This window comes from Sphingobacterium faecale, from assembly GCF_016746095.1.
Classification (GTDB): domain Bacteria; phylum Bacteroidota; class Bacteroidia; order Sphingobacteriales; family Sphingobacteriaceae; genus Sphingobacterium; species Sphingobacterium faecale.
In genome coordinates, this window is the sequence record NZ_JAERTY010000003.1 from 55,294 (window position 1) to 78,669 (window position 23,376).

General features: G+C 39.1%; 15 protein-coding genes. 1 reads left to right on the top strand and 14 read right to left on the bottom strand.

Features of this window, described 5'->3' with window-relative positions; genetic code table 11:
• Positions 1-9 precede the first annotated feature (9 nt).
• Together JKG61_RS05825 and JKG61_RS23160 are read right to left on the bottom strand one after the other, a co-directional pair.
• Positions 10-3,435, bottom strand: a complete 3,426-nt coding sequence (locus JKG61_RS05825) for a TonB-dependent receptor (protein ID WP_202102045.1) — start codon at positions 3,433-3,435, stop codon at positions 10-12.
• 220 nt (positions 3,436-3,655) lie between these two features.
• Positions 3,656-4,813 (bottom strand): FecR family protein, encoded by a 1,158-nt coding sequence (locus tag JKG61_RS23160; protein ID WP_202102046.1) that lies wholly within the window; start codon positions 4,811-4,813, stop codon positions 3,656-3,658.
• A 275-nt stretch (positions 4,814-5,088) separates the two neighbouring features.
• Between JKG61_RS23160 and JKG61_RS23275 the strand changes: the two genes are divergently transcribed.
• The gene (locus JKG61_RS23275; RefSeq protein ID WP_394371077.1) at positions 5,089-5,253 is read left to right on the top strand and encodes a YebC/PmpR family DNA-binding transcriptional regulator; all 165 of its coding nucleotides are present in this window, start codon (positions 5,089-5,091) and stop codon (positions 5,251-5,253) included.
• Between the two features lie 80 nt (positions 5,254-5,333).
• Here JKG61_RS23275 and JKG61_RS05835 read toward each other — a convergent pair whose 3' ends face one another.
• From JKG61_RS05835 to JKG61_RS05890, 12 genes are all read right to left on the bottom strand, one after another.
• Positions 5,334-6,185 (bottom strand): metallophosphoesterase, encoded by an 852-nt coding sequence (locus JKG61_RS05835; protein WP_202102047.1) that lies wholly within the window; start codon positions 6,183-6,185, stop codon positions 5,334-5,336.
• Between the two features lie 24 nt (positions 6,186-6,209).
• Positions 6,210-6,800 (bottom strand): RNA polymerase sigma factor, encoded by a 591-nt coding sequence (locus tag JKG61_RS05840; protein WP_202102048.1) that lies wholly within the window; start codon positions 6,798-6,800, stop codon positions 6,210-6,212.
• A gap of 87 nt (positions 6,801-6,887) precedes the next feature.
• On the bottom strand, positions 6,888-8,393 hold the full coding sequence (locus tag JKG61_RS05845; protein ID WP_202102049.1) for a sialate O-acetylesterase: 1,506 nt from the start codon (positions 8,391-8,393) through the stop codon (positions 6,888-6,890).
• A gap of 11 nt (positions 8,394-8,404) precedes the next feature.
• Positions 8,405-9,898: a hypothetical protein gene (locus JKG61_RS05850; RefSeq protein ID WP_202102050.1), complete on the bottom strand. Its 1,494-nt coding sequence runs from the start codon at positions 9,896-9,898 to the stop codon at positions 8,405-8,407.
• 28 nt (positions 9,899-9,926) lie between these two features.
• The gene (locus JKG61_RS05855; protein WP_202102051.1) at positions 9,927-10,817 is read right to left on the bottom strand and encodes a hypothetical protein; all 891 of its coding nucleotides are present in this window, start codon (positions 10,815-10,817) and stop codon (positions 9,927-9,929) included.
• Between the two features lie 167 nt (positions 10,818-10,984).
• The gene (locus tag JKG61_RS05860) at positions 10,985-12,481 is read right to left on the bottom strand and encodes a RagB/SusD family nutrient uptake outer membrane protein (protein WP_202102052.1); all 1,497 of its coding nucleotides are present in this window, start codon (positions 12,479-12,481) and stop codon (positions 10,985-10,987) included.
• Between the two features lie 10 nt (positions 12,482-12,491).
• Positions 12,492-15,830 carry a SusC/RagA family TonB-linked outer membrane protein gene (locus JKG61_RS05865; protein ID WP_202102053.1) on the bottom strand — a complete coding sequence of 1,113 codons (3,339 nt, stop codon included), beginning with the start codon at positions 15,828-15,830 and terminating at the stop codon, positions 12,492-12,494.
• 276 nt (positions 15,831-16,106) lie between these two features.
• Complete coding sequence (locus JKG61_RS05870; RefSeq protein ID WP_202102054.1) at positions 16,107-17,300, bottom strand: FecR family protein; 1,194 nt, start codon at positions 17,298-17,300, stop codon at positions 16,107-16,109.
• 69 nt (positions 17,301-17,369) lie between these two features.
• Complete coding sequence (locus JKG61_RS05875; RefSeq protein WP_202102055.1) at positions 17,370-18,467, bottom strand: SGNH/GDSL hydrolase family protein; 1,098 nt, start codon at positions 18,465-18,467, stop codon at positions 17,370-17,372.
• A 43-nt stretch (positions 18,468-18,510) separates the two neighbouring features.
• Positions 18,511-20,061: an ADP-ribosylglycohydrolase family protein gene (locus tag JKG61_RS05880; protein ID WP_202102056.1), complete on the bottom strand. Its 1,551-nt coding sequence runs from the start codon at positions 20,059-20,061 to the stop codon at positions 18,511-18,513.
• Positions 20,062-20,661: 600 nt separating this feature from the next.
• Positions 20,662-22,419, bottom strand: a complete 1,758-nt coding sequence (locus tag JKG61_RS05885) for a hypothetical protein (protein ID WP_202102057.1) — start codon at positions 22,417-22,419, stop codon at positions 20,662-20,664.
• 8 nt (positions 22,420-22,427) lie between these two features.
• The gene (locus JKG61_RS05890) at positions 22,428-23,375 is read right to left on the bottom strand and encodes a phosphodiester glycosidase family protein (protein WP_202102058.1); all 948 of its coding nucleotides are present in this window, start codon (positions 23,373-23,375) and stop codon (positions 22,428-22,430) included.
• Position 23,376: the final 1 nt, after the last annotated feature.

The following is a 23,376-nucleotide window of genomic DNA, read 5'->3' on the forward strand; positions in this document are numbered from 1 at the left end:
ATGCATATTTTAAAATGAAGCTCTTAGACCAATATTGAATTTTCGTTGCAGAGGATAATTTCTACCATCTGCTGAACCTGTCTCTGGATCCCACAACTTCCACGAGGAAAATGTAGCCACATTATGTGCTAATGCATAAATACGCAAACTTGAAATCCTTAAAGACCTTGTTAGTTCGGGCTTTAAAGTATACCCAACTTCAATGTCTGTAAGTCTAAGAAAACTTCCATCATAAATTGTGCGAGTTGATCGTTGCCAGTTATTAGAAGAAGTTCCATTAGCAATACGTGGATACAAAGCACCTGAATTAGGATTGTCTACAGTCCAACGATCCAAAGCCTGAACAAATAAATTACCCTTACCGACCCCTTGATTAAACGGTACATAAGCCCCACCTAGAGCATAAGAAACACGATCTTGTCCTCTAAAGAACATTCCTAAATCAATTCCTTTCCAATCTACCTGAAATCCAAAACCATAGTTTATCTCTGGAATATTTGAATATCCTATAGGTACTTCATCGTCAATAGATATAACTCCATCTCCATTAACATCTAAAAACTTAACATCCCCCGGCCTTACTAATCCAAATGTTTGACTAGGGCTATTACGTATCTCTTCTTCATCTTGGAATAATCCTAGAGAAATCAAACCAAATTGCTGACCAAACTTATGACCTGTGCGCATGCGGTATTCATAGTTTTTGGTTGCCTCATCTTGCTCTAAGATCTTATCCCTAGCATAGGTGAAGTTGCCATAAACTCTAAAACTTCCGTTATTAAATTTCTTATTTACCTCTAAAGTTCCATCCACTCCCCTGTTTATCATTTCACCCATGTTTGCAAATGGAGCTGAATTTAGCCCAGCTACCCATGGAAGCGAAGCTCTCTGTAGCAGAATGTCTGTTCTTTTTTCATGAAAATAATCGGCTTCAAGGCGGATAAAATTATTAAAAAATGAAACTTCAAGTCCTATATTTCTCTTTAAGCCTTTTTCCCAAGTCAAATTTGTTACACCAACACGATCTTCACCTGTACCAGAATATGATGTACCGTTTTCACCAAAAGCATAACCTCCTAAGCCTCCTCCAAAAATGGAAAGATAACCATACCGCTGTCCTCCAGGCAGTGCCTCAGACCCAACTAAGCCTATCGATCCTTTTATTTTAAACAAATCAATAGTAGAACTTAAAGAACCCCAAAATTTCTCGTTAGAGAGTATCCATCCTGCTGCAAATGCGGGGAATAGACCAAACCTCTTTTCCTTTGGAAAGTTTTCTGACCCATTATATCCTAAATTCATCTCCGCAAAGTAGATATTGTTAAAATCATACGTTCCTCGAACTGCCAGCCCTTGTCTTCTATAAGGCAAAGACAATATAGCAGACCCTGCATTCCCATTGACAAAATCTCTCTGATAATACATCAACATTCCACTGACGTTATGTGGTCCATAACTCTTATTGTACGTAAACTGCCCCTTCATTTCCTTTGCTCTATTACTGCCGAGTTCTCTCGAATAGCGTAAAAACTCCTGCCCAAGATCTACTTCTGTAAATAACAGTTCGCCCGTTTGAGGATCTCTTCCTCTAACTCCATAAGTATTAGAATCCTTTCGTCTTTGAATTGTTGTCTGATTAAAAGCATCAAATGAAAATGAAAATCTGAATTTTAAACCATCTAGTAATCTGTTTAGATTTTGATTTACGGAGATCTGGCTCATAAATTGATTTTTAAACTCCGTATTAAAACCAGATCCCATAAGGCGTTCTAAAGGATTTTTTTCGCCTACCTGTGTCGGAGCTCCCCAGCCCATTATTTCGTTTCCATCCAAGTCTATATCAATAGGTATTCGCACTGGGTTAGAAATCGGTGTTGCCAGAGAGGACCAGTAAAATAACTCTCCTGCAGGAGTATAAGTTGTACCATATATGGTATTACCTACACCGGGAGTATGTAGATCAGTCAAACTACCGCCGACCTCTAGTTCTATTGTTGTTGTTTTTGAGAGCGAGACATCAATATTGGAACGAAAGTTATACCTATTAAGAGTAAGATTAGATTTATACTCATTGTCTGGACTATCTCTAAGATTACCATTTTCATTGATATACCCAAAACCTACAAAATAACGGGCAACCTCACCTCCTCCTCTAACATTGAGAGAGGCCAGAGCGTTTCTGGCATATTTTTTATAAATCTCATCATACCAGTTAACGTTAGGGTATAAATATGGATCCACGTTATTTTGAGTATTATAAATATACTCAGGAGAATAATTCTCTCTTCCTAAGGCCTCGTTGTATAGCATAGCATAACTAGGTCCGTCTAAAAACTTCGGTAGATTTGGTAAATCGGACACCCCTGTCTCCGCGCTGAATTGGATTACCGGTTTTTGTGCGACCCCCCGTCTTGTAGTTACGAGTACAACTCCATTTGCAGCTCTTACGCCATATACCGCTGTAGCGGAAGCGTCTTTAAGGATGGAAACTGATTCTATCTCTTCTACAGAGAGGTCCTGCATGTCTCTTTCAACACCGTCAACAAGTATTAAAGGGCTTCTATTATCACTGAAACTAGAAATACCTCTTATCCAGATAGCTCCATTGTCGCGTCCTAATTCGCCTGTACGCTGTAACACAACCGCACCGGCCATTTTTCCAGCTAAAGCATTGGTTAGAGATCTTGAGGGGACTTTAAGGTCATCCATTTTGACAGTAGATATCGCACCGATCACACTCGCTTTTTTTTGCTGTCCCATCCCAACGACCACAATCTCCTCTAGGGCAGAAAGATCTTCCTGTAAAATAACATCTATAGTAACGAGGCCTTGTACCTGTCTACGCGCATCTTTATATCCTACAAAAGAAAAGAGAAGTTGGTCGCCCCGCTTTGCATTAATGGCATAGGAGCCGCGTTCATCTGTCGAGGCAAAGCTCCCTGTTCCTTCTACAGACACATTCACTCCTTCAATAGGAGCTCCATTTTCGCCTAATACTCGACCTCGCACGATTTGCTGTATTCCAAATTTATCAGTCGGATCTTGACGGAGGTTTTTGAGTCTTTCTTTCTTATCTCTGTCAGAACTTTTCTTTATCACTATGGTATTATCCTCATTAGCCCATTCTATACCTTTACCCTGTAGTAGGATATCCATTACTTCATTAACCGGAAGATTGTGAAAATCTACATTTACTGAGATTTTAGCCAATTCCTTGCCATTAAACAAGAATGATATCCCACTTTGTCTTTGGATTTTTATCATAGCCTCTACCAAGGTAATACCTTTGGCTTTCAGCGTAATTCCTTGAGCAAAACTTTCTGCAGATACAGCAGTGACATTCAGTAAGATCAGTAAAACTACAAGCTTCATAATTTGCAATAATCGATAGCCAAAGGGCCATAGAAATCCCACTAGCTTTAAATTTAAAATCATATATTTGCGCTGTTTAGATTTTATGTAATTGGACAATGTTGCCTTTCTTCTCTTGAAAGGCATTAGATTACAGTCTTATCTAACACTACCGGGTAGTGTAGCACCACTACTCGGTCTTTAGACACGACCCATCCTATATTATGGTTTTTCGTTTTCTTTCTTCATATTTTTTGCTATTATATATACAACCAATACATTATTGACAACGTAGTTACGCTCGTTATCTTAATACAATTAAATAGTTTTTATTGTCTTTTTTTTCTATTCTAAACTTTAATCCACTCGCTTGGATTAGATGAATAACTTCTGTCAATCTCTTTTCCCTACTTATTGTACCATACATGTGAGTATCTGGAATTGACTCTTCATTTACGGTTTCAAAATCATACCAACGGCCGAGCATCCTAACCACCTCCTTCAACTCTGTCTCATAGAAAAAGAACTCGTCGTTTCGCCACGCTACAAACTGTGACACATCTACCCTCTTCTTTTCAAGAAGCCCTGAAGCCGTAGTCATGCATTGCTCTCCAGGAGAAAGAAAAACTTCTTTTTTCCCATCTTTTATCTGAACCTTACCTTCAACCAGGGTCGTATATGTACAATCATCATCCATATAAGCTGTAGTATTAAAAGATGTGCCTAAAACCTCTATTTCTTGCTTCTTTGTCTTTACTACAAATGGCTTGTTTACATTATCAACAATATTTTTTGCTACTTCAAAATAAGCCTCACCAACAAGCTCGACCACTCGCTTGTCCAAATCAAATTGTGATGGATAAGTCAATTTTGAATCCGCGTTCAACCAAACCTTTGTCCCATCACTCAATGTAACCTGATACTGTCCCCCTCTAGGTGTATGAATCTCACAAGTCAATGCTTCGGAACCAGTCAATGGCACAATTAGTGCTCCGTCTTCATAGGTCAAGCTCTCTCCCATTATTACACCATTTTTACTACCACTTAGCTCCACCACCTCCCCATTTGAAAGTTTTATGACAGCGTTGCTTTTACCAGGGAGTAAGTCTTGTAAGACCACAGAGGTTGCATCGTTTTTGTCTTTTGACACATACCATATAAAACCTAAAAACACTAGAATAATAGCTACTGATGCATAGCGTAAAGATTTCACCCTTCTTCTTTTTTCAGGCACTGTATTAATACGAGAAATAGTCATTTTTTCGAGTCTACTGTTCCAATCTCCACCTTCATCTTCCTTGGAAAGCAATATGCAATCTGTTACATCCTCTAGTAACTTTTTCTCGTCTTCCGCCTTCTTAACCACTGTATCGATATATGGATTTTTTGCGGTTAGGCTATTTAGAAGTATCAATTCATCAGCTGTGATTGAACCTTCAATCTTCAGCTTGATTAATCTCACAATTTCTGAGCTGTCAAACATAGTTTCTTCTAATTGGTATCAGTATAGACGGCTGAGGTCAAGAAAGCTTAGCAAAAAAAGCTTTTTTTATCCCCAAAACAACATAACAAACTGAAAAAGAATAGGATTAAAAAATATACTCTAGAAAAATTACAGTTGGAACTGACCGAAGCGTGAAAAGTATCTTACGAAAATGAAGAAAATGTTTTTATTGTTTATAGCGATTTTGTGGAGTTTGTCAATATGTAATCTAGCCAGACGCGCTCAAAATTAATATTCAGAATGCCGAGCTTCAGTGGATACCACTCGATATCAAAGTTCTTCAGCTGGATCAGGCAAAAGATATCCTTACACTAATCGACGCATTTGAGAATGACGAAGACGTGTTGAATATTTTTCACAATTTAGAACTCAAGGATGAGTTAGAGAACTTGCTTTAATAGTTGAATACTGTAGCAATGCACACGAGCCTATTTTCTCCCCCCAAAAGAGCTAACAATAGAATAAAAAATCAAGAGCTTTAAAAAAGATTTTCATACTCATCCAAGCTATAGTAGTGATGTGTCAATTTTTTATCGTCAATGCGAATCAACCGTACACCCGATTCCTGCTGTTTGAAAGCTCGACTTATTGGCCCAGTAGTCACCAGTTCCATAGTATTGTACTGATTTATTAGATTATAGTGGAGGTGTCCTGTAAATATATAACCAACACCCTTCTGCTGGAATAGATCCAGATACTTCTTGCGTACCTGTATAGGAATATTGAAATATTCGTCTTTCTCTTCGAGGGAATCTACAAAATACGGGTGGTGCTGAAATACTAGAATATGCTTATAGCCTTTCCGTTTAGCTTGTTTGAGCTTTCGCTGCATCCAATTGAATTGCGCTAAATAGGCTTCAGTTACATTTTTACTACTTGCAATCATCTGACTGTTTAAGACAAGGACGTAAGTAGATTTTAGCTTGACATCATAATAATCCCTACCAAAATTGTTCTGGTATTTTTTCAGATCATCTAGTGTAAGACCATCTGGCAAATCGTGGTTACCAGGCATAACATACAACGGAATGTCAACATTGAGCATCCGGACAACATCTTTGTAAGCAGCAATCTGCACTGAATCATGTATACGGTTTACAAGATCCCCACTTATAAAAACAGCACTTGGTTTCAGCCGATTGGTGGCACGGATTGCTCGTTCAAAATTCAATATCTCGGCCTCAAGATTATCATTATTGTGAAACCCCAACTGCGGATCAGTCATATGGACTATCGTATAGGTATTGGATGTAGAATTCTGAGCGACAACAAACGTAAAACCGCAAATGCCCCATAACAACTGTAGGCTTAAAATTTTTAAATAAAACATAAAACACTTCATAAAGTTATTCATTTACAAGCAGCCATGTTGTTCTATGAGAGCGACCAAGGCCAATAGAGACAACAAACCCTTGTTGCTAAAATTCATTTTTAGACTGGATAGAGCCTTAGATCGAGCAAAATAAACATTGCTAACCGTGGTATTTAACTTACGACTAATCTCATCCGCAGTAAATCCATCCAGATAGGTCATTTTAAAAATCGCAGCCTGCTGTTCCGGCAGTTTATTCACCTCATCGATAATTAACTGGATAAGTTCTATCCGGATCATCTTGGTGAGAATATCGTCGTCACCCGCACGCTCTAGATTCCCTAAGTCGAAATCATGTTCGATCGACAGCTTAGAGAGATCTAAATAATCGAAGCAAGCATTACGGGTGACCAGATAGAGAAATGCTTTAATATTGATCTCTTTCTTCACCCGGTCCCTACCTTTCCAAAGTTTAAAAAAGGAATCTGAAACAATCTCTTCCGCGACTTCCTTATTACGGACAATTGTAAACGCAAAAAAGCGCAAAGCTTTGCCATGCACATTAATATAATGCTGTAAGGAAGACTCCTTTCCTTCTTTGAAATCTAAAAGATAATTATCCCTGATCTGCAACGCAATAAATAGGTATAGTTTATAATTGTAAGCTTCTAAAATATAAATAAGCAGGGAGAAATACAATACTCCCTACCTAATATACTATCATTGTTCTTCTTTTGTCTCCTGCCAATCGTAGGTTTTAAAAATGCTGACCGGTATTCCACTATTGTGCACTAAATTTGTAGTTTTTATATAGCTCCAACCCATTCTGGCATGTACTGGATTACCTACGTTGTTGGATTGGAGAACGACCGTATTATTGTCAATGACTGCGTCTGCTGGGTAGAACACTCTGTCCTCTCCCGCTATTTCAAAAGCCGTAACTACTCCACCGTCACTTGTTTTTAATCCGGCTTCAGCATGGTTAAAATACACCTTGATCTGTGTTCCTTCAACGGTCATCCTATCATACATCGGCGAGCGGTAATGATCTGCTTTTTTATAGGTTTCTTTTAACGCTAATGACGCAAAACGTATCCCTACATCTTTTTTATTGCGGGGATGGATATCATTCAGGTCAGCTATATCATCATTGCAAATAGATCCACTGTTCTGAATGATTATACTAGCTTTCTGCTGCGCAAAACGCATATTCGGATTAGCATAGTTGATCTTAAAATCATACATCCGCTTATAAGGACAGATCTGAGCAATGTAAAATGGAAATGTACTGGACGTGGTCTTCCATAATGAACGCCAGCTGGACACTAAGGTATTCAACAGTTCTGGGTAGTACGCAGGATTATCCATATTGGATTCGCCCTGGTACCAAATAGCACCCTTTATCGGGATACGATGTAATGGGTAAATCATAGCATTATATGCCGAACCGATTTTGTACGGAGCATTTTTATCTGCACGAGGTGTATTGTCCTGCAACAAAGCCTGATCTTTTACAGCTGCAGTATTTAGCACTGTGGCTCGATCTGCCCATACTTCAGCAGTCGTGTCTCCCCAACTGGCATTGATAATTCCGATAGGCACATTTAACGACTCAGAGAGCTGCTTGGCAAAGAAATATCCCACCGCGCTAAACCACTCTAAAGAAGAGGAAGAGGTCTTCTGCCATTTTGCTGTTAACTTGTCGGTCGGCAACGTGTTATGCTGCTGTGGAACATTTAATAAGCGGATATATTTTCGGTCTGCTGATTTCAACATCTCATCAAGACCTCCTAAAGCATCCTTCATAGGCCACCACATGTTTGACTGTCCCGAACATAGCCATACCTCACCCACCAATATGTCGGTAAACTCGAGCTTCGATCGTCCAGAAACCTGTAGATCATGCGTATCAAAACTTCCAGTTGAGGTTTTTAAACTCACACTCCATCTGCCGTCATCAGCCACTTGCACGTCGGTTTCCTCCGGGCTAGCCCAACTACAGTTTACTTTTATCCACTGCTTTGCGGTACCTTCACCTGAAACTACAAAGGTACTATTCTGCTGTACTACCATATTTGACTGCACATGGCTATCTACTTTTAATACGGCAGAGTAGCTCTTTTCTAAAGGATCGGGTTCGGCACTTCCTTTTTCACCAGAACAGCCTGCTAGCCCTAATAGTAGGAAGAAGTAAGAAATCAGCATAAAACTTTGGTTTAGTATCATGTCGTATATTTTTACATGGTTGTTATTAAAATAAAAGAATTGCCAGGCACTTGGATATCATATTTCTTATTCTGACCAATCTGTAAGTTTTCTGTACCTGCTGGTTTGGCAAACCCCTTGGCATCCACCGCACCGTCAAACGATGCTCCTTTACCTGATCTGTAGCTGTACAACTTAGCGTCCACCATATTGATATCGCTATCTGCATCCAAAGTCAGGTTGTACGTAGTCGCGTGTGAATTGACAATAGCGATTGTTCGCTTTCCGTTTTTTACGGCTGAAATAGCGTTAAGTCCTTTTTTTTGTGTGATATGGATCGGATAAATAGTACTACCAACAGGGAAGTATCGACACAATAAGGAGATCGGATAAAACCAAGGTCTGATCTTCTCATCTTCTACACTCTGAAATTTCTCAGTTCCTAATATATTCCAGAACCCCCATTTTTTAAGCTTATCTCCTGTATCATTATACATAGCGTCATCCATATTCCAAAGTATTACACCATTGTAACCCGCTATCATATTCTGAATAACGGCATCCGCCACATCAACACCATAAAAGGCATCATACATCAACATATTGGAGTCGTCTCCAGCAAAAGGATCCGCAGCAATACGTCTGAGATTTTCGGCACCATTGGCCGAATTAGCATTGTACTTAAATCCTAGTTCGCCCATGATCATAGCTTTACCTTGTGGCACTACGGCACGGTACTGCTTTAGCACGGTGGAGTAATTCCCTCCTTTTACCTGATCATCTGTTGGGTAAGAGTGTATGTCGTAAGCATCTATTTTATCACCAAAATAGGATGCAGGTCGCGTAATCCAGTTGATGAGACTATTATCATTCCAGATGGCCACATCCGGTGCAATCACCTCTATCTTATTCATCAGTCCTTTTTGCGCCATTAGGTCAAAAATAACATCATAGGTATCTTGCCACAGCTGGTAGTTGCCAGCTATAGAGGACCAGCTGCCTGCAGGCTCATTACACATATTATAATATTTTAGGCAGGTATATTTCTTCGTTTCTAATAGATACTTCAAAAAATCAGTAGAACGCTGTAACCATGCGACGTCAACTTGATTGGTTCCTATCGGCTTTTCTCCCCACTCGCCATACATAACCTGAATGTCGTTTTCTTCACAAAAATCAAGAATTCTAAATAGCACACCAGCGCTTATCTCTGGATTATAAACACCGTCTCTATAATAATTCCATCCTTGCGCAGTCATAATGCGCACTAAGCCGGGACTCATAAAACTGACACGCTCCTTCAGTACATTCCAGTCTCCTTCATTAAAAGTATCGGACCCTGTCCAGGATTTAATATTATCATACCCCCCCCATTGCGGTCCTATACCTACAAATGGAATCGAGCTGATAGGCGTCGAACTGATTCGTAAATTATTATCTATATTAACCAATGCTAAGTTGAGATCCTGACAACCTACGGACAAACTCAATAAGAGGCTATATAAGGTGATGATATATGTTTTCATACGTGTATTATTTGTTTTTTAAAGTAGTTTAAGGGTTAACTTTTCTAACCTGTATCCAATATTTCTTCAGGTTTTCGACAAATCTTTCGCGATCATTATATATATCCAACCAGATAAAAGAGGGTTGGTACTCAAATTCGAAAGCTTGATCAGGAATAATTATCTTATTATTGTAAGTATCCATCTGATAAGTACCACTAGTCACAAATCTGCCCGTAGAAACGACATCGTCCGATGAAAACGTAATAGTTCCTTGTTTGGCATTTCGCTTCCAAGTACCTTCTCCCTTTGGTATTTTTCTATATTTGCTATTTACATCGATAGGAGTTCTAGATCCATCCGGGTCAGTTATGAATATGAAATCGCCGAACTTATTATCTGGTCCTTTGTCATTAAAGACTTTTCCATAGGCATCTCCTTCTTCAGTAATGCCTTCAAGTGTAAAAGTTAGCGTATTGTCATACTCTGCGATAGGTCCTGTATTGTCTCCAGACCAGTTCCAAGAACGGGCAGCCATATCATTGATAGTGGCTGCTCCACCATATTCTGGCCAAGCACCGCCATATACGGAAAGGGTGGTAATCTCCCAAGTACCGACAAGGTCATCCTTAAACGCAACATAATTCAACTTCCATTCTCTTTCCTTGCCAGATGCAGAGGTCACTTTTAAAATAGCTTCATGACTATCGTTAAAATGAATCACCTCGTTTACACCCACCGTAGACTTCGCTCCAACCGAAAGTTCTAGACTCCTTATTTTAAGCTCATTCGGATGTCCCTGAGCTTCATTGTACATAAATGTAACTTTGCCATTAAAGTCTTCATCTCGAAATATTGTTGCTGCCCCAACCTGATTTTCAAAAGAAATATCCAAAATTGCTCTCTCATGATTCCAGTCTTCACTTTTTAGATCTTCCATAATATCCCTTTGGCAGGATAGGAACGGGAAGCATGCTAAAAGAAAAAATATTTGCACTTTCATATGTGTATAATTTGTTATTTATCTGTTATTATCCTGCTCCGATTTATTGGAATGGAATACTCATGGGTGTTTGTGCTTTGCTAAACAGGAGTATTTCATATATTTTATTTTTTTGGAATATTAGGATTCAGGTCTACTTCTTTCTGAGGTATAGGATAGAAAGCAGCCTGCTCTTCAGTGATACCGGATGCCAAAGCCTTGGGATCTGTTTTAACAAGCATCGCTTTCCGTCTAAGGTCATGTAATCTTTTCCCTTCAAAAGCAAGCTCAAAACTTCGCTCTTTAACAATAGCATCTCTAAATTCCTTATTACCCAAGCCCGGTTGAAGCTCATTCAATCCTGCTCTTTTTCTTATCTCATTCACCCAATAATAACCTTCGGAAGTCGGCCCCGCGGCTTCGGAAAACACCAGTGCGATTTCAGAAAAACGGATCAAAAATGGACGGACACTAGACTTGCTGCCAACAAAATCAGGATCTATATACTTACGGGTAAGATAATAATCATTCTCCTCGAAGGATGAACCATCAGCTTTTGTATAGTAACGCTTAGCCATAAGCTGCGTTTTGCGCCGATCGTTATTTGCGAAGCTATTAGCAAACATGTCTGTCGTCACAAATACCCCCCAGCCCATGTTGGTCGACCGTGTATAACTACCGTCGGGATTCAAAAACCACAGACTAACACCGTTTCGATAAGGAATAAACATTTTGTCAATAGACGAAAAATTACCTTCGTCAATTCCTGATTTATCCATGGACATAATAAAAATATGCTCCGGACCGTCAGGCTTTCGGGTATCGTATATATCTAAAAGCTGAGTAGACAACCCATATGTATTTTGATCATATAACACTTTTCTAGACCATTTTTCGGCTTCGGCATACATCTGCCCTACATCTTTTTGCATATCTAGATATCCTTCGAGCTGACTTTCCTTTGAGGAGGCTATGCTCAGATAGACCTTAGCCAACAGCGACTGTGCCCCCACTTTATCAACACGCCCTACCACTTTGTTTATCTGTAATATTTTCTCTGCCTCCAGACAGTCACTAATTATAAAGTCATAGATCTCATCCATACTAGCAGGAAACGGTGCCGCTGTCTGTGTAACAGACGAAATGGTTGACTTATGCAAAGGAACCAAACCATAGGTCTGGACTAAATGATAGTAGTTCCACGCCCTCAAAAAGTACGCTTCACCTAATACACGGTTTTTAAATTCCTGTGGAAGACTGCCTTTACTCACATTATCAATGACAGCATTAGCTCTATTGATAGCGATATAGCAGTACTTGTAATACAATTCTAACTGCTCGTTCTCGCGGAAAAGCGAAAAATCCCAGTTATTGATCTCCTGCGAACCAAAAGACTCTTCTCCTTTTACGTCACAGCTTTCTGTAGCCAGCTCATTGATATAATAAATAGCCCGAACATACTCATTATATGAAAACGTATTGTACGCGTAAAATAAAGCAGACTCGGCATCATCATTCGTTTTATAAAAATTGTTTTCGGAATAAAACCCATAAGGTTCTTCTTCTAAGCTGCAGCCGTACAGAAGACCAAAGCTCAACAAAATCAGTATATACTTATACATAGTTCTTTATTTAAAAATTAAAGTCAATACCAAAAGTGAACATCCTAAGCTTGGGATATCCTCCACCATATCGGCCGTTAAGCCCTACCTCGGGATCATATCCTTTAAATTTTGTAAACGTGTGCAGATTTTCGGCATTGAGAGATAGCCGCAGCTGTTTAATTCCCCATTTGGCAAACGAATCAAACGTATAGCCCACATTTGCGTTTTGAAATCTTACAAAACTACCGTCTTTAATAAACCAATCGGAAGTGTAGTACAACCGTCCTTGACGTGCGCTTGGATATTCATTTGTTGGATTATCAGGTGTCCAACGTAATGGCATATGCATCGCCGAGTTATACATACCATTCCAAATGATATCATGTCCTATCACCGCATTAAAAAACACACTTACATCCAAACTTTTGTATCGTGCTTTTAGGTTTAAACTGGTTAAAAAATCAGGGTTGGGATCTCCAATTATGGTTCGGTCTTTTGTGTCAAAAACCCCGTCCTGATTCAGGTCAACGTATCGGTACTCACCAGGTCGGGCCTCTGCACCTGATAGCCCTGCTGCTACCCCCTCTTCCGCAGTTTGAATAATACCGCTCACTTTGTATCCATAAAAAACATTAACAGGTAGCCCCACAGCCAATATATTGGAGGAAGTTTCCCGAAAGGGATCAAGTCCACCACCGTAATATTCGTAATATATATTGGTCAAATAATCTTTGCTAAGGCCGGAGCTCAACGCATTACCTAGATTCACAACTTTGTTTTTGTTGTGTGTAAAGATTAGATTCGCCGATACATCCCAGTCTTTCTTTTGGAAAATATTGGCATCAATAGCGAACTCTACACCTCGGTTTTGAATTTCTCCATCGTTCACCCAGATACGGTCATAACCAGAACTAAGCGATAAAAAACGCTCTCTAAGTAGATCATAAGTGTTTTTTGTATAGAGATCCACGGTGAAGGCTATCCTGTTTTTCCAAAGCGAAAAATCAAGTCCTAAATTGTATTGTGCTGTAGTCTCCCATTTCAGATCTTCATTAGGTATCCCCCCCCACTCTTTATAGCGTCCCCCAACTCCGGTAAATCCGATGACATACCCAGGTCCAATTGCGGTGTTCCAACTTCCTTGGTTATAAAAGGTTTCGATTCCGTAACGGCTCAGCGTTTGATAGGGAGATATGCCTTGATTTCCCGATATTCCATAGCTAGCTCTTAACTTCAATTCATCAAAAATATTCAGATCTTTCACAAAATCTTCTTCATGTATTTTCCAACTGACTGCTCCCGATGGGAAGTAAGCCCACTTATTATTTTTGCTAAACTTTGACGAACCATCAGCGCGTACTGTCATTGTCAAAAGGTACTTGTTGTCATAAGCATAATTAAGCCGTCCGAAGTAAGAAAGTAATTTGGTTAAAGTTTGTCCGTTTCTATGTCTATTAAGTTCGGGTGCGCCCGATCCCATATTTTCGTTATTCAATGCTCCATTTTTAAAGCTATAGGATTCCAGAGCCGAACTTCTAGACAAGGAATGCTCATAAGAATGACCAAGCATCGCTGTCATATCATGTTTCTTAACGAACCTATTATAGGTAATATAAGTATCAGCAGTATATACCTGTCCCATCCAGTTATCGAGAAATGCAGCTCCTTTATTGTTACTACCGGATTGCGTATAACGATCCGGATCATAACGATCTTGAATAGAGGCTCCGTATTTATAATTAAGCTGAGATTTGAGACTCAGTCCCTCCAACAACTTCAAATCAAAAAGCCATGAAGAAATGAAATCAGTGCCCTTATTTATATTCTTACGGAATTCTGTCAAGGCTATTGGATGATCATAGTCCACATTACTGGCTAAAAAATAATCGCCATCATCCTTGTAAACCGGCCAAAGCGGATTCCGCCAATAGGCTAAACCACCATTAGCCTGGCGCCTATCGCGCGAAAGGTTATTAAAAGAACTGATGTTCAACGCCTTGGTAAATTGATGCTTCAAACTCAAGTTTGCTATCTGCTTATTGTAGTCATCTTTAATATAGGTACCCTGCTGAATAAAATTATTGGCACTAAACTTTACACTGGTCCTTTCATTGGCGCTTGCCAATGAAACTGTTGATGTATTTGTCAAAGGTGTCTCTCGGAACACAACTTTTGACCAATCGGTAAAATAGGGCCAGTCTCCGTTTAATATCTCCTGTACGGAAGGATAGTAGGTTCCTGTAGAATTTTCTGCTCCAATGTACAACGGAGACATACCTCCGTTTATTTTGGCTTCATTATCCAACTGCGCCATAATAGCAGGATCTGTCCATTGTATAATCTTGGATGAAAACTGATTGACAGTAGTCTGATGCTTTACGGACAAGTCAGTACTCCCAGTTTTTGCTTTCTTGGTTGTAATCATGATTACCCCATTTGCACCTCGGGAGCCGTATATAGATGAGGCTGAAGCATCTTTGAGCACTTCGACAGACACGATATCCATAGGATTAATCTGCTTTAGATTACCTGCATCACCTAATGGGAAGCCATCTACGACAATCAACGGTGCATTAGACCCTCGCAAAGAGCTACCTCCTCTGATCCGCACAGTAGCTCCAGCACCTGGATCCTGAGAAGTCTTCACAATTTGCAAACCTGCGGCCCGACCTTGCAATAGACTTTCTATAGAATTAGAAGGTATATCTTTCAGATCATTAGTATGCACCGAACTGACGGAACCGGTAAGATCTCTCTTGCTGACAGTACCGTAGCCAACTACCACCACCTCTTCTAGATCACTAACCGAGGGTAATAATATAATATTAACCGGATTGTTGGATTTGACATAAACTTGCTGATTGGCAAAACCTAGCATACTAAATGACAAATAGTTATACTCTTCTGGTAGTGCTATCTTAAAATCGCCATATTCGTCTGTTTTGGTTACCAGCGAAGTTCCCTTCACAGACACACTTACACCGGAGAGTGGCAAACCTTTATTATCGTTTACCCTTCCACTAACCCACCGTTCCTGCTTTTCCTGCTTTTTATTAACTTGACCTCCGACTTTTATTTTATAGCGCACGAGTATGGTACCGTCCAGCATAAGCCATTCTACAGGCTGATCTTCAAGTAAATGAGACATAGCTTTTTCTAACGACAAATTTTCTATATTGGCCATGATATTTAAATCAGCTATTCCTTTGCCATATAGAAAGAAGGGAATCCCCGACTGCCTCTGTACAGTTTTCATCACTTTAGATAGTGCTATATTATTAGCCTTTATGGAAATCGTCTGCGAATAACCATCGCTTGCGAAAGAGTTAAAAAAACTAAGTAAAATTATTATAGCTGATAATTTCATAATCAGAAGCCATCTAATTGCTAAAGGCCAAAATTTTCCTCCAGCATATTCCAGAAAAATCATAACTTTGTATACTTTAAGTGTGTAATATGTAATTGGTTATCTAATTCGCATAGGGAAAGCACATTTATTATTGACCGGATAATGTTCGCTGCATTATTCGGTTTTTTTTATGCTATATGTTTATCTAAACAGTTCTATGCTGACCATAATGTTATCTTTTCCATAATTTTAGTTTATTATAAGTTTCTATAAATGATTTATATTGTAGATCTGCTATGGTGACACCTGCAGAATTACTTCTTGATTATCTTTGCGCAACTTGAACTTCACACCGCTTTCTTGGAGAATATTTAAAACGGATAGTAGACTCTTCTCGCGGCTTATTTCTCCGTAAAAAAATGTTGTATTAGGGCTATTTTCATACTCTACATGAACATCGTACCAGCGGGACAATTGTCTCATGGCTTCCTTGAGCGGAGTCTCATTGAAAATAAACTTATTATTTTTCCACGCCAGATATTCATCTGTATCCACCTGAGATATTTTGCGGACGCCTAGGCTATTCGAAATCCACATCTCACCTGGCAATAGCTTAATATTATGCTTATCAGACTGGATTCTGACTACACCTTCGATCAGAACTGTTGCCATTTCATTTTCGTCGGGGTAAGCTTTTACATTAAACTGAGTTCCCAGCACTTCAATGGTTTGGTCTTTTGTTTTAACAAGAAATGGTACTCGCTTATTATCTACTATTTTTGGCACAATATCAAAATATGCTTCTCCCATTAGCTCTACAAAACGCTCTTGTTGTGAAAATATATGTGGATACACTAGCCGAGACTCGGCATTGAGCCATACCTTGCTTCCATCCGAGAGGGTCACTTGATATTTTCCCCCTTTAGGCACAGTGAGGATAATATTTTGAGAAAGACGGCTCCCCATATCGACAACAGTTGATCCATCGGTGTAGGTCAGGTCCTCCCCGATCACCAACCCCTCCTTACTTTCGTCTAATCTGACTACACGACCATCCGCAAGTGTAATAGTAGCCCTATTTTTTCCCGAAGCAACATCCAACACCTCTCCCTTATCTACGAGTAACTGAGCGGACCCACTTTTGAATAGGTAAAGACCTATTCCAGCGCTAAATAGTAAGATAACTACCGCGGCAGCATACAGAATTTTTCGTCCCAGAAAAGTCTTATTTCTGTCAACTTGTTTATCTATTTTATTTTGGACCAACAGGAAGAGCTTTTCATTCCAAGGACAGTTATCTTGGTGCTCAAGATCCAACCAAAGCTCCACTTCCTCTAATAATAGATCACCTGTAGATATGTCTTTTAACAGTTGCTCCCGCTGTTCTCTACCTCTAGCCCAATCTTCTAGGAGCTCATTTTCCTCCAGGTCAATCGTACCCTGTATTTTTTTCTTAAATAGCTGAACTATATAATTATAATTAGTCATAAACTTCCCTTTCGTATAGATAGAAACGGAATTTGAATATGAACCTTAGTAGAATATTAAAAATTTTAGTTATTCTATAATTTTTTGTTCGAGCTGCCAATTCATAAACGTGGCTATATAAGGAATAATAAATGAAGCAATCTTCTTATTTGCGCTAAATCCTGGGTGATAAGCTGCTCCAGAGTCTTCATTATCATTGTAGACTCCAAACAAAGATGGTGTACATATAATCGTCGAATCTCCTAACTCAGCGACATAATCTTTTAAATAGTCACCTATTTCTTTATTAACCTTGGGGACCATACATAATATTCTAACCCCACGATAGTTTGCTTTAATTTGCTTTACAATCCGATCGTATCCGCACAGGAACTCTTCTTTACTGGGGTAGGGTTGAACAGAAAAATCGTTGGTACCTAAGTTTATTATCACTAAATCCGGCTTGTACCTATCAAACTTATACATTAAAGATGTATCCATATTATACTGGTACATCATTTTTTCTTTCATCGTATTGGCAGATACGGTCACTGAATCTCCATAATTTTTTATCGCACCGCGCCCAGAATGTGCAATAAGCGCATAATCAGCATTGAAGTATCGGGATATGATGGATGCATAGGTTTTATCTGGATTTTCTGTCTCTACTTTGAACGGCTCCTCTTTACTATTCCCATCAGTTCCGTAACCTACGGTGTGCGAATCCCCGATAAATTCTATAAAACGTTTCTGTGGTTCTAAAATAGGTAGTAGTCTTGCGGCTTTAGGAATAATAAACTTTTTGATAGTTGTTGTCCCAAACTCTCCCTCAGAACGTTTTTGTACTTTTACATGGTGTATTTTTCCCTTTTGTAAGTTATCGACCAAAACATATGATGAATCCATTCCAGAAATATGGATAATTTTGTGTAATTTACCATTTAAGAAAACATTGTAATAACTCTCACCGGTATCGGAAGCTATAAACCTACAATTGTCGCCCTCGAAATTGAAACTAAAATAAATGCCCACCCAATCAAAAGTGACTTCATCATATGCACTGACACCATATCTGCCTATATATTGAATCTCTTTCGAATTAGCAGGAAGTGACTTCAAATTTACATCCTGAGCAGAAGAACTAAAAGTGATCGTTATTAAAGAAACAACAAAAACAGTCTTTATCATATTAATCTAATGAAAATAAGTTGGTTAATTTTTATTCACGGTCTCACAATTTACTTTTGTAGGTTAGATAATCGGAAATATATAACTTATAAGCTCCAGACGAATTGTCCAGCCTAACTTCTACTTTATGATTTCCGTCAGACAAGCTATACCTCCAAAAAAGCTCAGGTCTACGGTCAGTAGCATTAGTATATAAATTTGCTTGCTCAACTTTCTTACCATCTATATATAGTGATGCTACTATTGGTTTGTCGGGAACACTTTTATCTAACTTAACCAAGTGTCCACCCAGCACAAAGCCCACGCCAGTAAATTCAAAGTTAAAACTATTATCACTATACTTATCTATTTTCACACGCAGATCAGGAAAATGATCTTTAAAATTTTTCACATATTCTACTTCCTGTATAACACCTGCATTTATGTAAACACTATCTTCAGACACTCTCCCACCACTAGACTCGATATTTTCCAAAGCTAAACCCATATTTACATCATAAATATCTGTTAAAGAATACTTACTATGGCTAAATTTTACGGTATCTGCCTTCAATAATGGTATTATCCATGTCTCAGGTATATTTTTAAAACCAATCATAGTACCAAGAATACCACATGCTGTAGAAGGGTTACAATCAGAATCCTGCCCTGCTCGAGTAGCGATATCCATTGTTTTATAAAAATCATGACCTCCATATAGTAAAGCCATTACCACATAAGCCATATTCAATTTGGCTTCAATATTCAACGGGTGAAAAACCCCATTTGGACAACCGATATCTTCGGCCCATTTTTTCTGTATTTCAAACCAAGTCTTTTTCCAGTCATCGGGATACTGCTCATGCCAAAACAATACATCTGTTATACATTTATAAAAGTTACTTTTTTTGGGAATGGCTCTTAATGAATTTACAATGACAGTCTTAATCTCCCTCTCTAAAAAAGCCCATGCATACATATTAGCAACCATAACTCCTCCATAATAACCATCTCCTGAAGATATCATTTTACCAACCCTTTCGCATATTTCCGTTGCTCTATTGGGCATGCCCGGACTCAGCAAACCTGCAAAGTCAGCTTCAATCTGAAAATCAATATCATCGGCATGGGGATTATTTCTCCAATGTCCTGAAGCTGTAGCTGGCAAACCGTTCCGTAGATTATATCGGGCACATTGATTTGCATGCCATAATTCGTACTCTGTTCTTGAAAAAGCACTGGCTAAAGAATCAATAGGGGCATCTATTCCGAGTCGATGGTAAACTTCCAAAAAGGTTAGATCCACATAAATATCGTCAAACAATCCAGGAAATTCTCTCATTGCCTGATTGATATAATCATCATGCCATTTTATCCTTTCATAATTCTGTATGTATGTCCCAAGGTAAACAAATTCGGTAGGCCACCCATAAGTAACACCGATCGTTTGACCAGCCCACCCCCCTTTTATCTTGTCCAGAAGATTCGCTTTGCTAAGTCTAATATCTATTTTGTTCGATTGGCCAAAACCTTTATAAAAACCAATTACTGATAAAAGCATTAATACCAGAAAACACCTAAAAAAATTACGGAGATTGACAGTTGAAAACTTCATAAATAGGTATATTATAATTAATGTATTGAAGATTAAGACTTGCTATCTCCACATTTGCGGATCCAGCACTCCTATTAAAAACAGCACTAATTAAAGTAAATAAAAATTAAAAACAAAGGCTATATTTTAATTTTTATTAATAACACTCCTAGGTTAAAGGAAAAAAACAAAAAAAAATACTTTGACAAACACATTTAATACAAAAAAAAACACCTATTAAACAAAACATTTATTGTAAGTAAATTTAAAACACAGAAATCTCCAATCAAGGCATCAAATAATTAAAAAAGACTTTATCTTATACTGCATCTCGTTAAGCAACTGCTTTTCGTTTTGCCAATAATTTGCTGATTATTTTTAAATTCTAGATCGCGTAGATACTGCTATTTCACAAGGACATGCTCCTACCTTTAGTTGACAAACCGAAGAAAATAATAGATTTAACCCAATGCCAAAATAACGTACACTCCCCAACAAGCACGGTCAGAAACCAAGCTGTGAGAATTTCGGAACCAATACTCTATATAAATCTAGTCCCATCTAAAAAAACAAAACCTCGGAATAATCAAAATATACCGAGGTTTTATCATGAATCAGAAGTTACTTTATAGAAATATCTGCTCCCATCACTTTCTTATTCGATCGAGAGACATTGTTTTGATCGACAAGTAGTTTCTCTTCTTCCAATCCATCCAAATTATTGGCCAGAATCTCCAGTTGGAGAGATGAAAGACCTTCAGTAGTTGCTACTGAGCTACCTCTAAGTGGAAATGTCTCGCCATAACCACCATGCTGACCAAATGTAGCAAATGACTCCTGTGGATCGAATTGATCTAAAGTAGCTTTTCCAGCAAAATCAAGTACCTGTGAACCTAATATGGACGATTTCACAGAATAAACGGCATATGCACTCCCTCCTATATCTGACCAACCTACATTCAAATTTCCGGACACAATAGAGTTATACATATGAAGGTTATTGTTATTTGCTGACGCATTGTGGATCCCCACACCACCGGCAGCAGTAGCTGTAGTTCCTGCTTCATTACCAGAAACAGTGGAGCTAATCAAATGAAACGTCGTAGCTCCGTATAGAGCTATACCACCTCCAAAAGCACTTCCTCCAGCCTTATTGCCATAGATTGTGGAATTCACTACGTAAAACAGCGACTTCTCGCGGGCGTAAATACCTCCTCCTACTGCGTTATTTCCAAAGATGCCACAGGTGTTTTTGGCAATGGTAACATTGTAAAGTATATTTACACTTTCTACGGCGGTATTCAAACTATATAATCCTGCACCTACACCACCGATACGATTACCAACAATTTCGGAATCGTACATCACAAGACGGGAACCATCATTCCAAATACCGCCACCATTGGAAGCAGCTATCGTGGTATAATTATTCTTTACCGATACGTGATCCATAGTTACATCGGCTAATGATGTGAGATAAATACCGGGGGCGTGATTGGCAGAACCATTATCTATCACCGAAACATTCTTTAGCAATACTTTCGCCTTGGCGACAAAAAGACCTCCACCATGCTGCTTGCTGACGACAGTTCCTGACGCATTGACCGAACCTGTCCCTCCTGCCATACCTTTGGTAATGGTAATACCGTTCAACTCGACTTGCTGTCCTTGCGCCTTGGAGGCAATAACAGTAACAACGTGGATAGACTTATTGTTTCCATTAAACTCCGTCTTGTGTAAGCTAGGGACTGCTAAGGATCCATTAGTAGCCTGAGCGGGATATCCGCCTATAATGCGTACATTCTCGGCAATCTCAAATGTAGCATCTTGGACAGACGTCCCTCCTGTCAATACCTTTGAAGGGATATACACACCTGCTGCCACATGGATATAGTCGCCATTCACTGCTTCTTCCAACGCCTTATGCAAAGAAGTAGCATTAGCCCAAGAAAGTCCATCAGCAGCAGGCTGTCCATCTATACGTACATAAAAATGACGTGTAACATCTGGGAGCGGATCTCCTGCGAATTGTTTAATTTGTATCTCGGCTCGTACCTCATCAGTAACATAGGCCACTACTTTACCAATACGTTCAGCCAGATCACGGTTTCTTGCTGTAATAATTCCAACTTTTTCAGAAGATAGCCCGTTGGGCTTCACAAAGGAAATCCAGCTGGCATCAGTTTTCAATCTGAAAGGCAAATTGCTATTCAGATCTATCCAAAGTGTGTCTAATGTATTCGGAGCATCCAATGAAGCAGTGGCAAAGCTAATAGTGCCGGCGGTAGGATTGAAACTTTCGAGATCGATTTCCTTACAGCCAACGATACCAAGCAATCCGCATATTAGGATGAAAAAACTTTTTACAATACGATTCATAACATGTACTATTTTGCTATTAACAATAAACCATTGGCCACGGCACGCTCTGCTCCACCGTTATCGGAAGGCCAGTTACGTAATTGAAACCGATCTATGCTGAAGTCTGCTGTACTTCGCTTAAAATAAGTACTGGAACCTCCTCCATCAAGATTAATAGCATCATAGGCTCCAAGTGCTTTTAAGCATTTACCCAATTCTTCGTAGCTCATACCATTGGAATAATGAAACCTACGACCGTCGACAACGAGCATATATACCTTGTATCCATCCTGAGAAACTCCAATGGCTGTACGTGGTTCCAATACATCAGATGTCTGAGCTTGGAGTATCCCATCAGAGACTAGTGTAACGCGCCCGCCTACGGCTTCTTGAATCTCGTTCCTGACCTGAGCATAGTCAGTTTGATTACCAACAAATGCTTTTCCATTCTTTAGTATAGCAAAGAAAGTATTCACTTGATCTGTAACGGTCGTCTTGATAGCAACACCTTCTTTATAAACAATACCTTGTGGAGTACCGTTGGTCATGTTATAAAAATCAGCATTAATACCCGCCCATACTTTGTGCCCTTCGTAATCCTCAAACGTAGCCTGAATGGTCATAGGCTGCATGCCAAATTGAGCGGAGTTTTTGGGTGTCGAAACCTCAACACCGATTTTCGGGTTAGCTAGATCCGTCTCGATAACAAATATTTTCTTAGCAAGACCTGTCTTCGATATATAGCTTATTTCTGTAGCTGTCACCCCGTCTGTAATCTGATAGGCACTGTCCTGATGGATATGCACCATAAGATCCGTCTGTTCAACAATTTTCTTCCCTACGTCTGAGGTAGGGACAAGAGAATAGGTATCTTCTACCCTAATAAATTCTTCTTTATTGCTACAGGACAATACCGTGAGGACTAGTCCAAACATTGTCGCCAATAAGGCCTTTTGTATATAGATCATCTTCATA

Excerpts from the sequence above, each read along its gene's own strand:
- JKG61_RS05825 (WP_202102045.1), bottom strand. The coding sequence starts at position 3,435 with ATGATTTTAAATTTAAAGCTAGTGGGATTTCTATGGCCCTTTGGCTAT.
- JKG61_RS05835 (WP_202102047.1), bottom strand. The coding sequence starts at position 6,185 with ATGTTTTATTTAAAAATTTTAAGCCTACAGTTGTTATGGGGCATTTGC.
- JKG61_RS05845 (WP_202102049.1), bottom strand. The coding sequence starts at position 8,393 with ATGATACTAAACCAAAGTTTTATGCTGATTTCTTACTTCTTCCTACTA.
- JKG61_RS05850 (WP_202102050.1), bottom strand. The coding sequence starts at position 9,898 with ATGAAAACATATATCATCACCTTATATAGCCTCTTATTGAGTTTGTCC.
- JKG61_RS05855 (WP_202102051.1), bottom strand. The coding sequence starts at position 10,817 with ATGGAAGATCTAAAAAGTGAAGACTGGAATCATGAGAGAGCAATTTTG.
- JKG61_RS05860 (WP_202102052.1), bottom strand. The coding sequence starts at position 12,481 with ATGTATAAGTATATACTGATTTTGTTGAGCTTTGGTCTTCTGTACGGC.
- JKG61_RS05865 (WP_202102053.1), bottom strand. The coding sequence starts at position 15,830 with ATGAAATTATCAGCTATAATAATTTTACTTAGTTTTTTTAACTCTTTC.
- JKG61_RS05870 (WP_202102054.1), bottom strand. The coding sequence starts at position 17,300 with ATGACTAATTATAATTATATAGTTCAGCTATTTAAGAAAAAAATACAG.
- JKG61_RS05875 (WP_202102055.1), bottom strand. The coding sequence starts at position 18,467 with ATGATAAAGACTGTTTTTGTTGTTTCTTTAATAACGATCACTTTTAGT.
- JKG61_RS05880 (WP_202102056.1), bottom strand. The coding sequence starts at position 20,061 with ATGAAGTTTTCAACTGTCAATCTCCGTAATTTTTTTAGGTGTTTTCTG.
- JKG61_RS05885 (WP_202102057.1), bottom strand. The coding sequence starts at position 22,419 with ATGAATCGTATTGTAAAAAGTTTTTTCATCCTAATATGCGGATTGCTT.
- JKG61_RS05890 (WP_202102058.1), bottom strand. The coding sequence starts at position 23,375 with ATGAAGATGATCTATATACAAAAGGCCTTATTGGCGACAATGTTTGGA.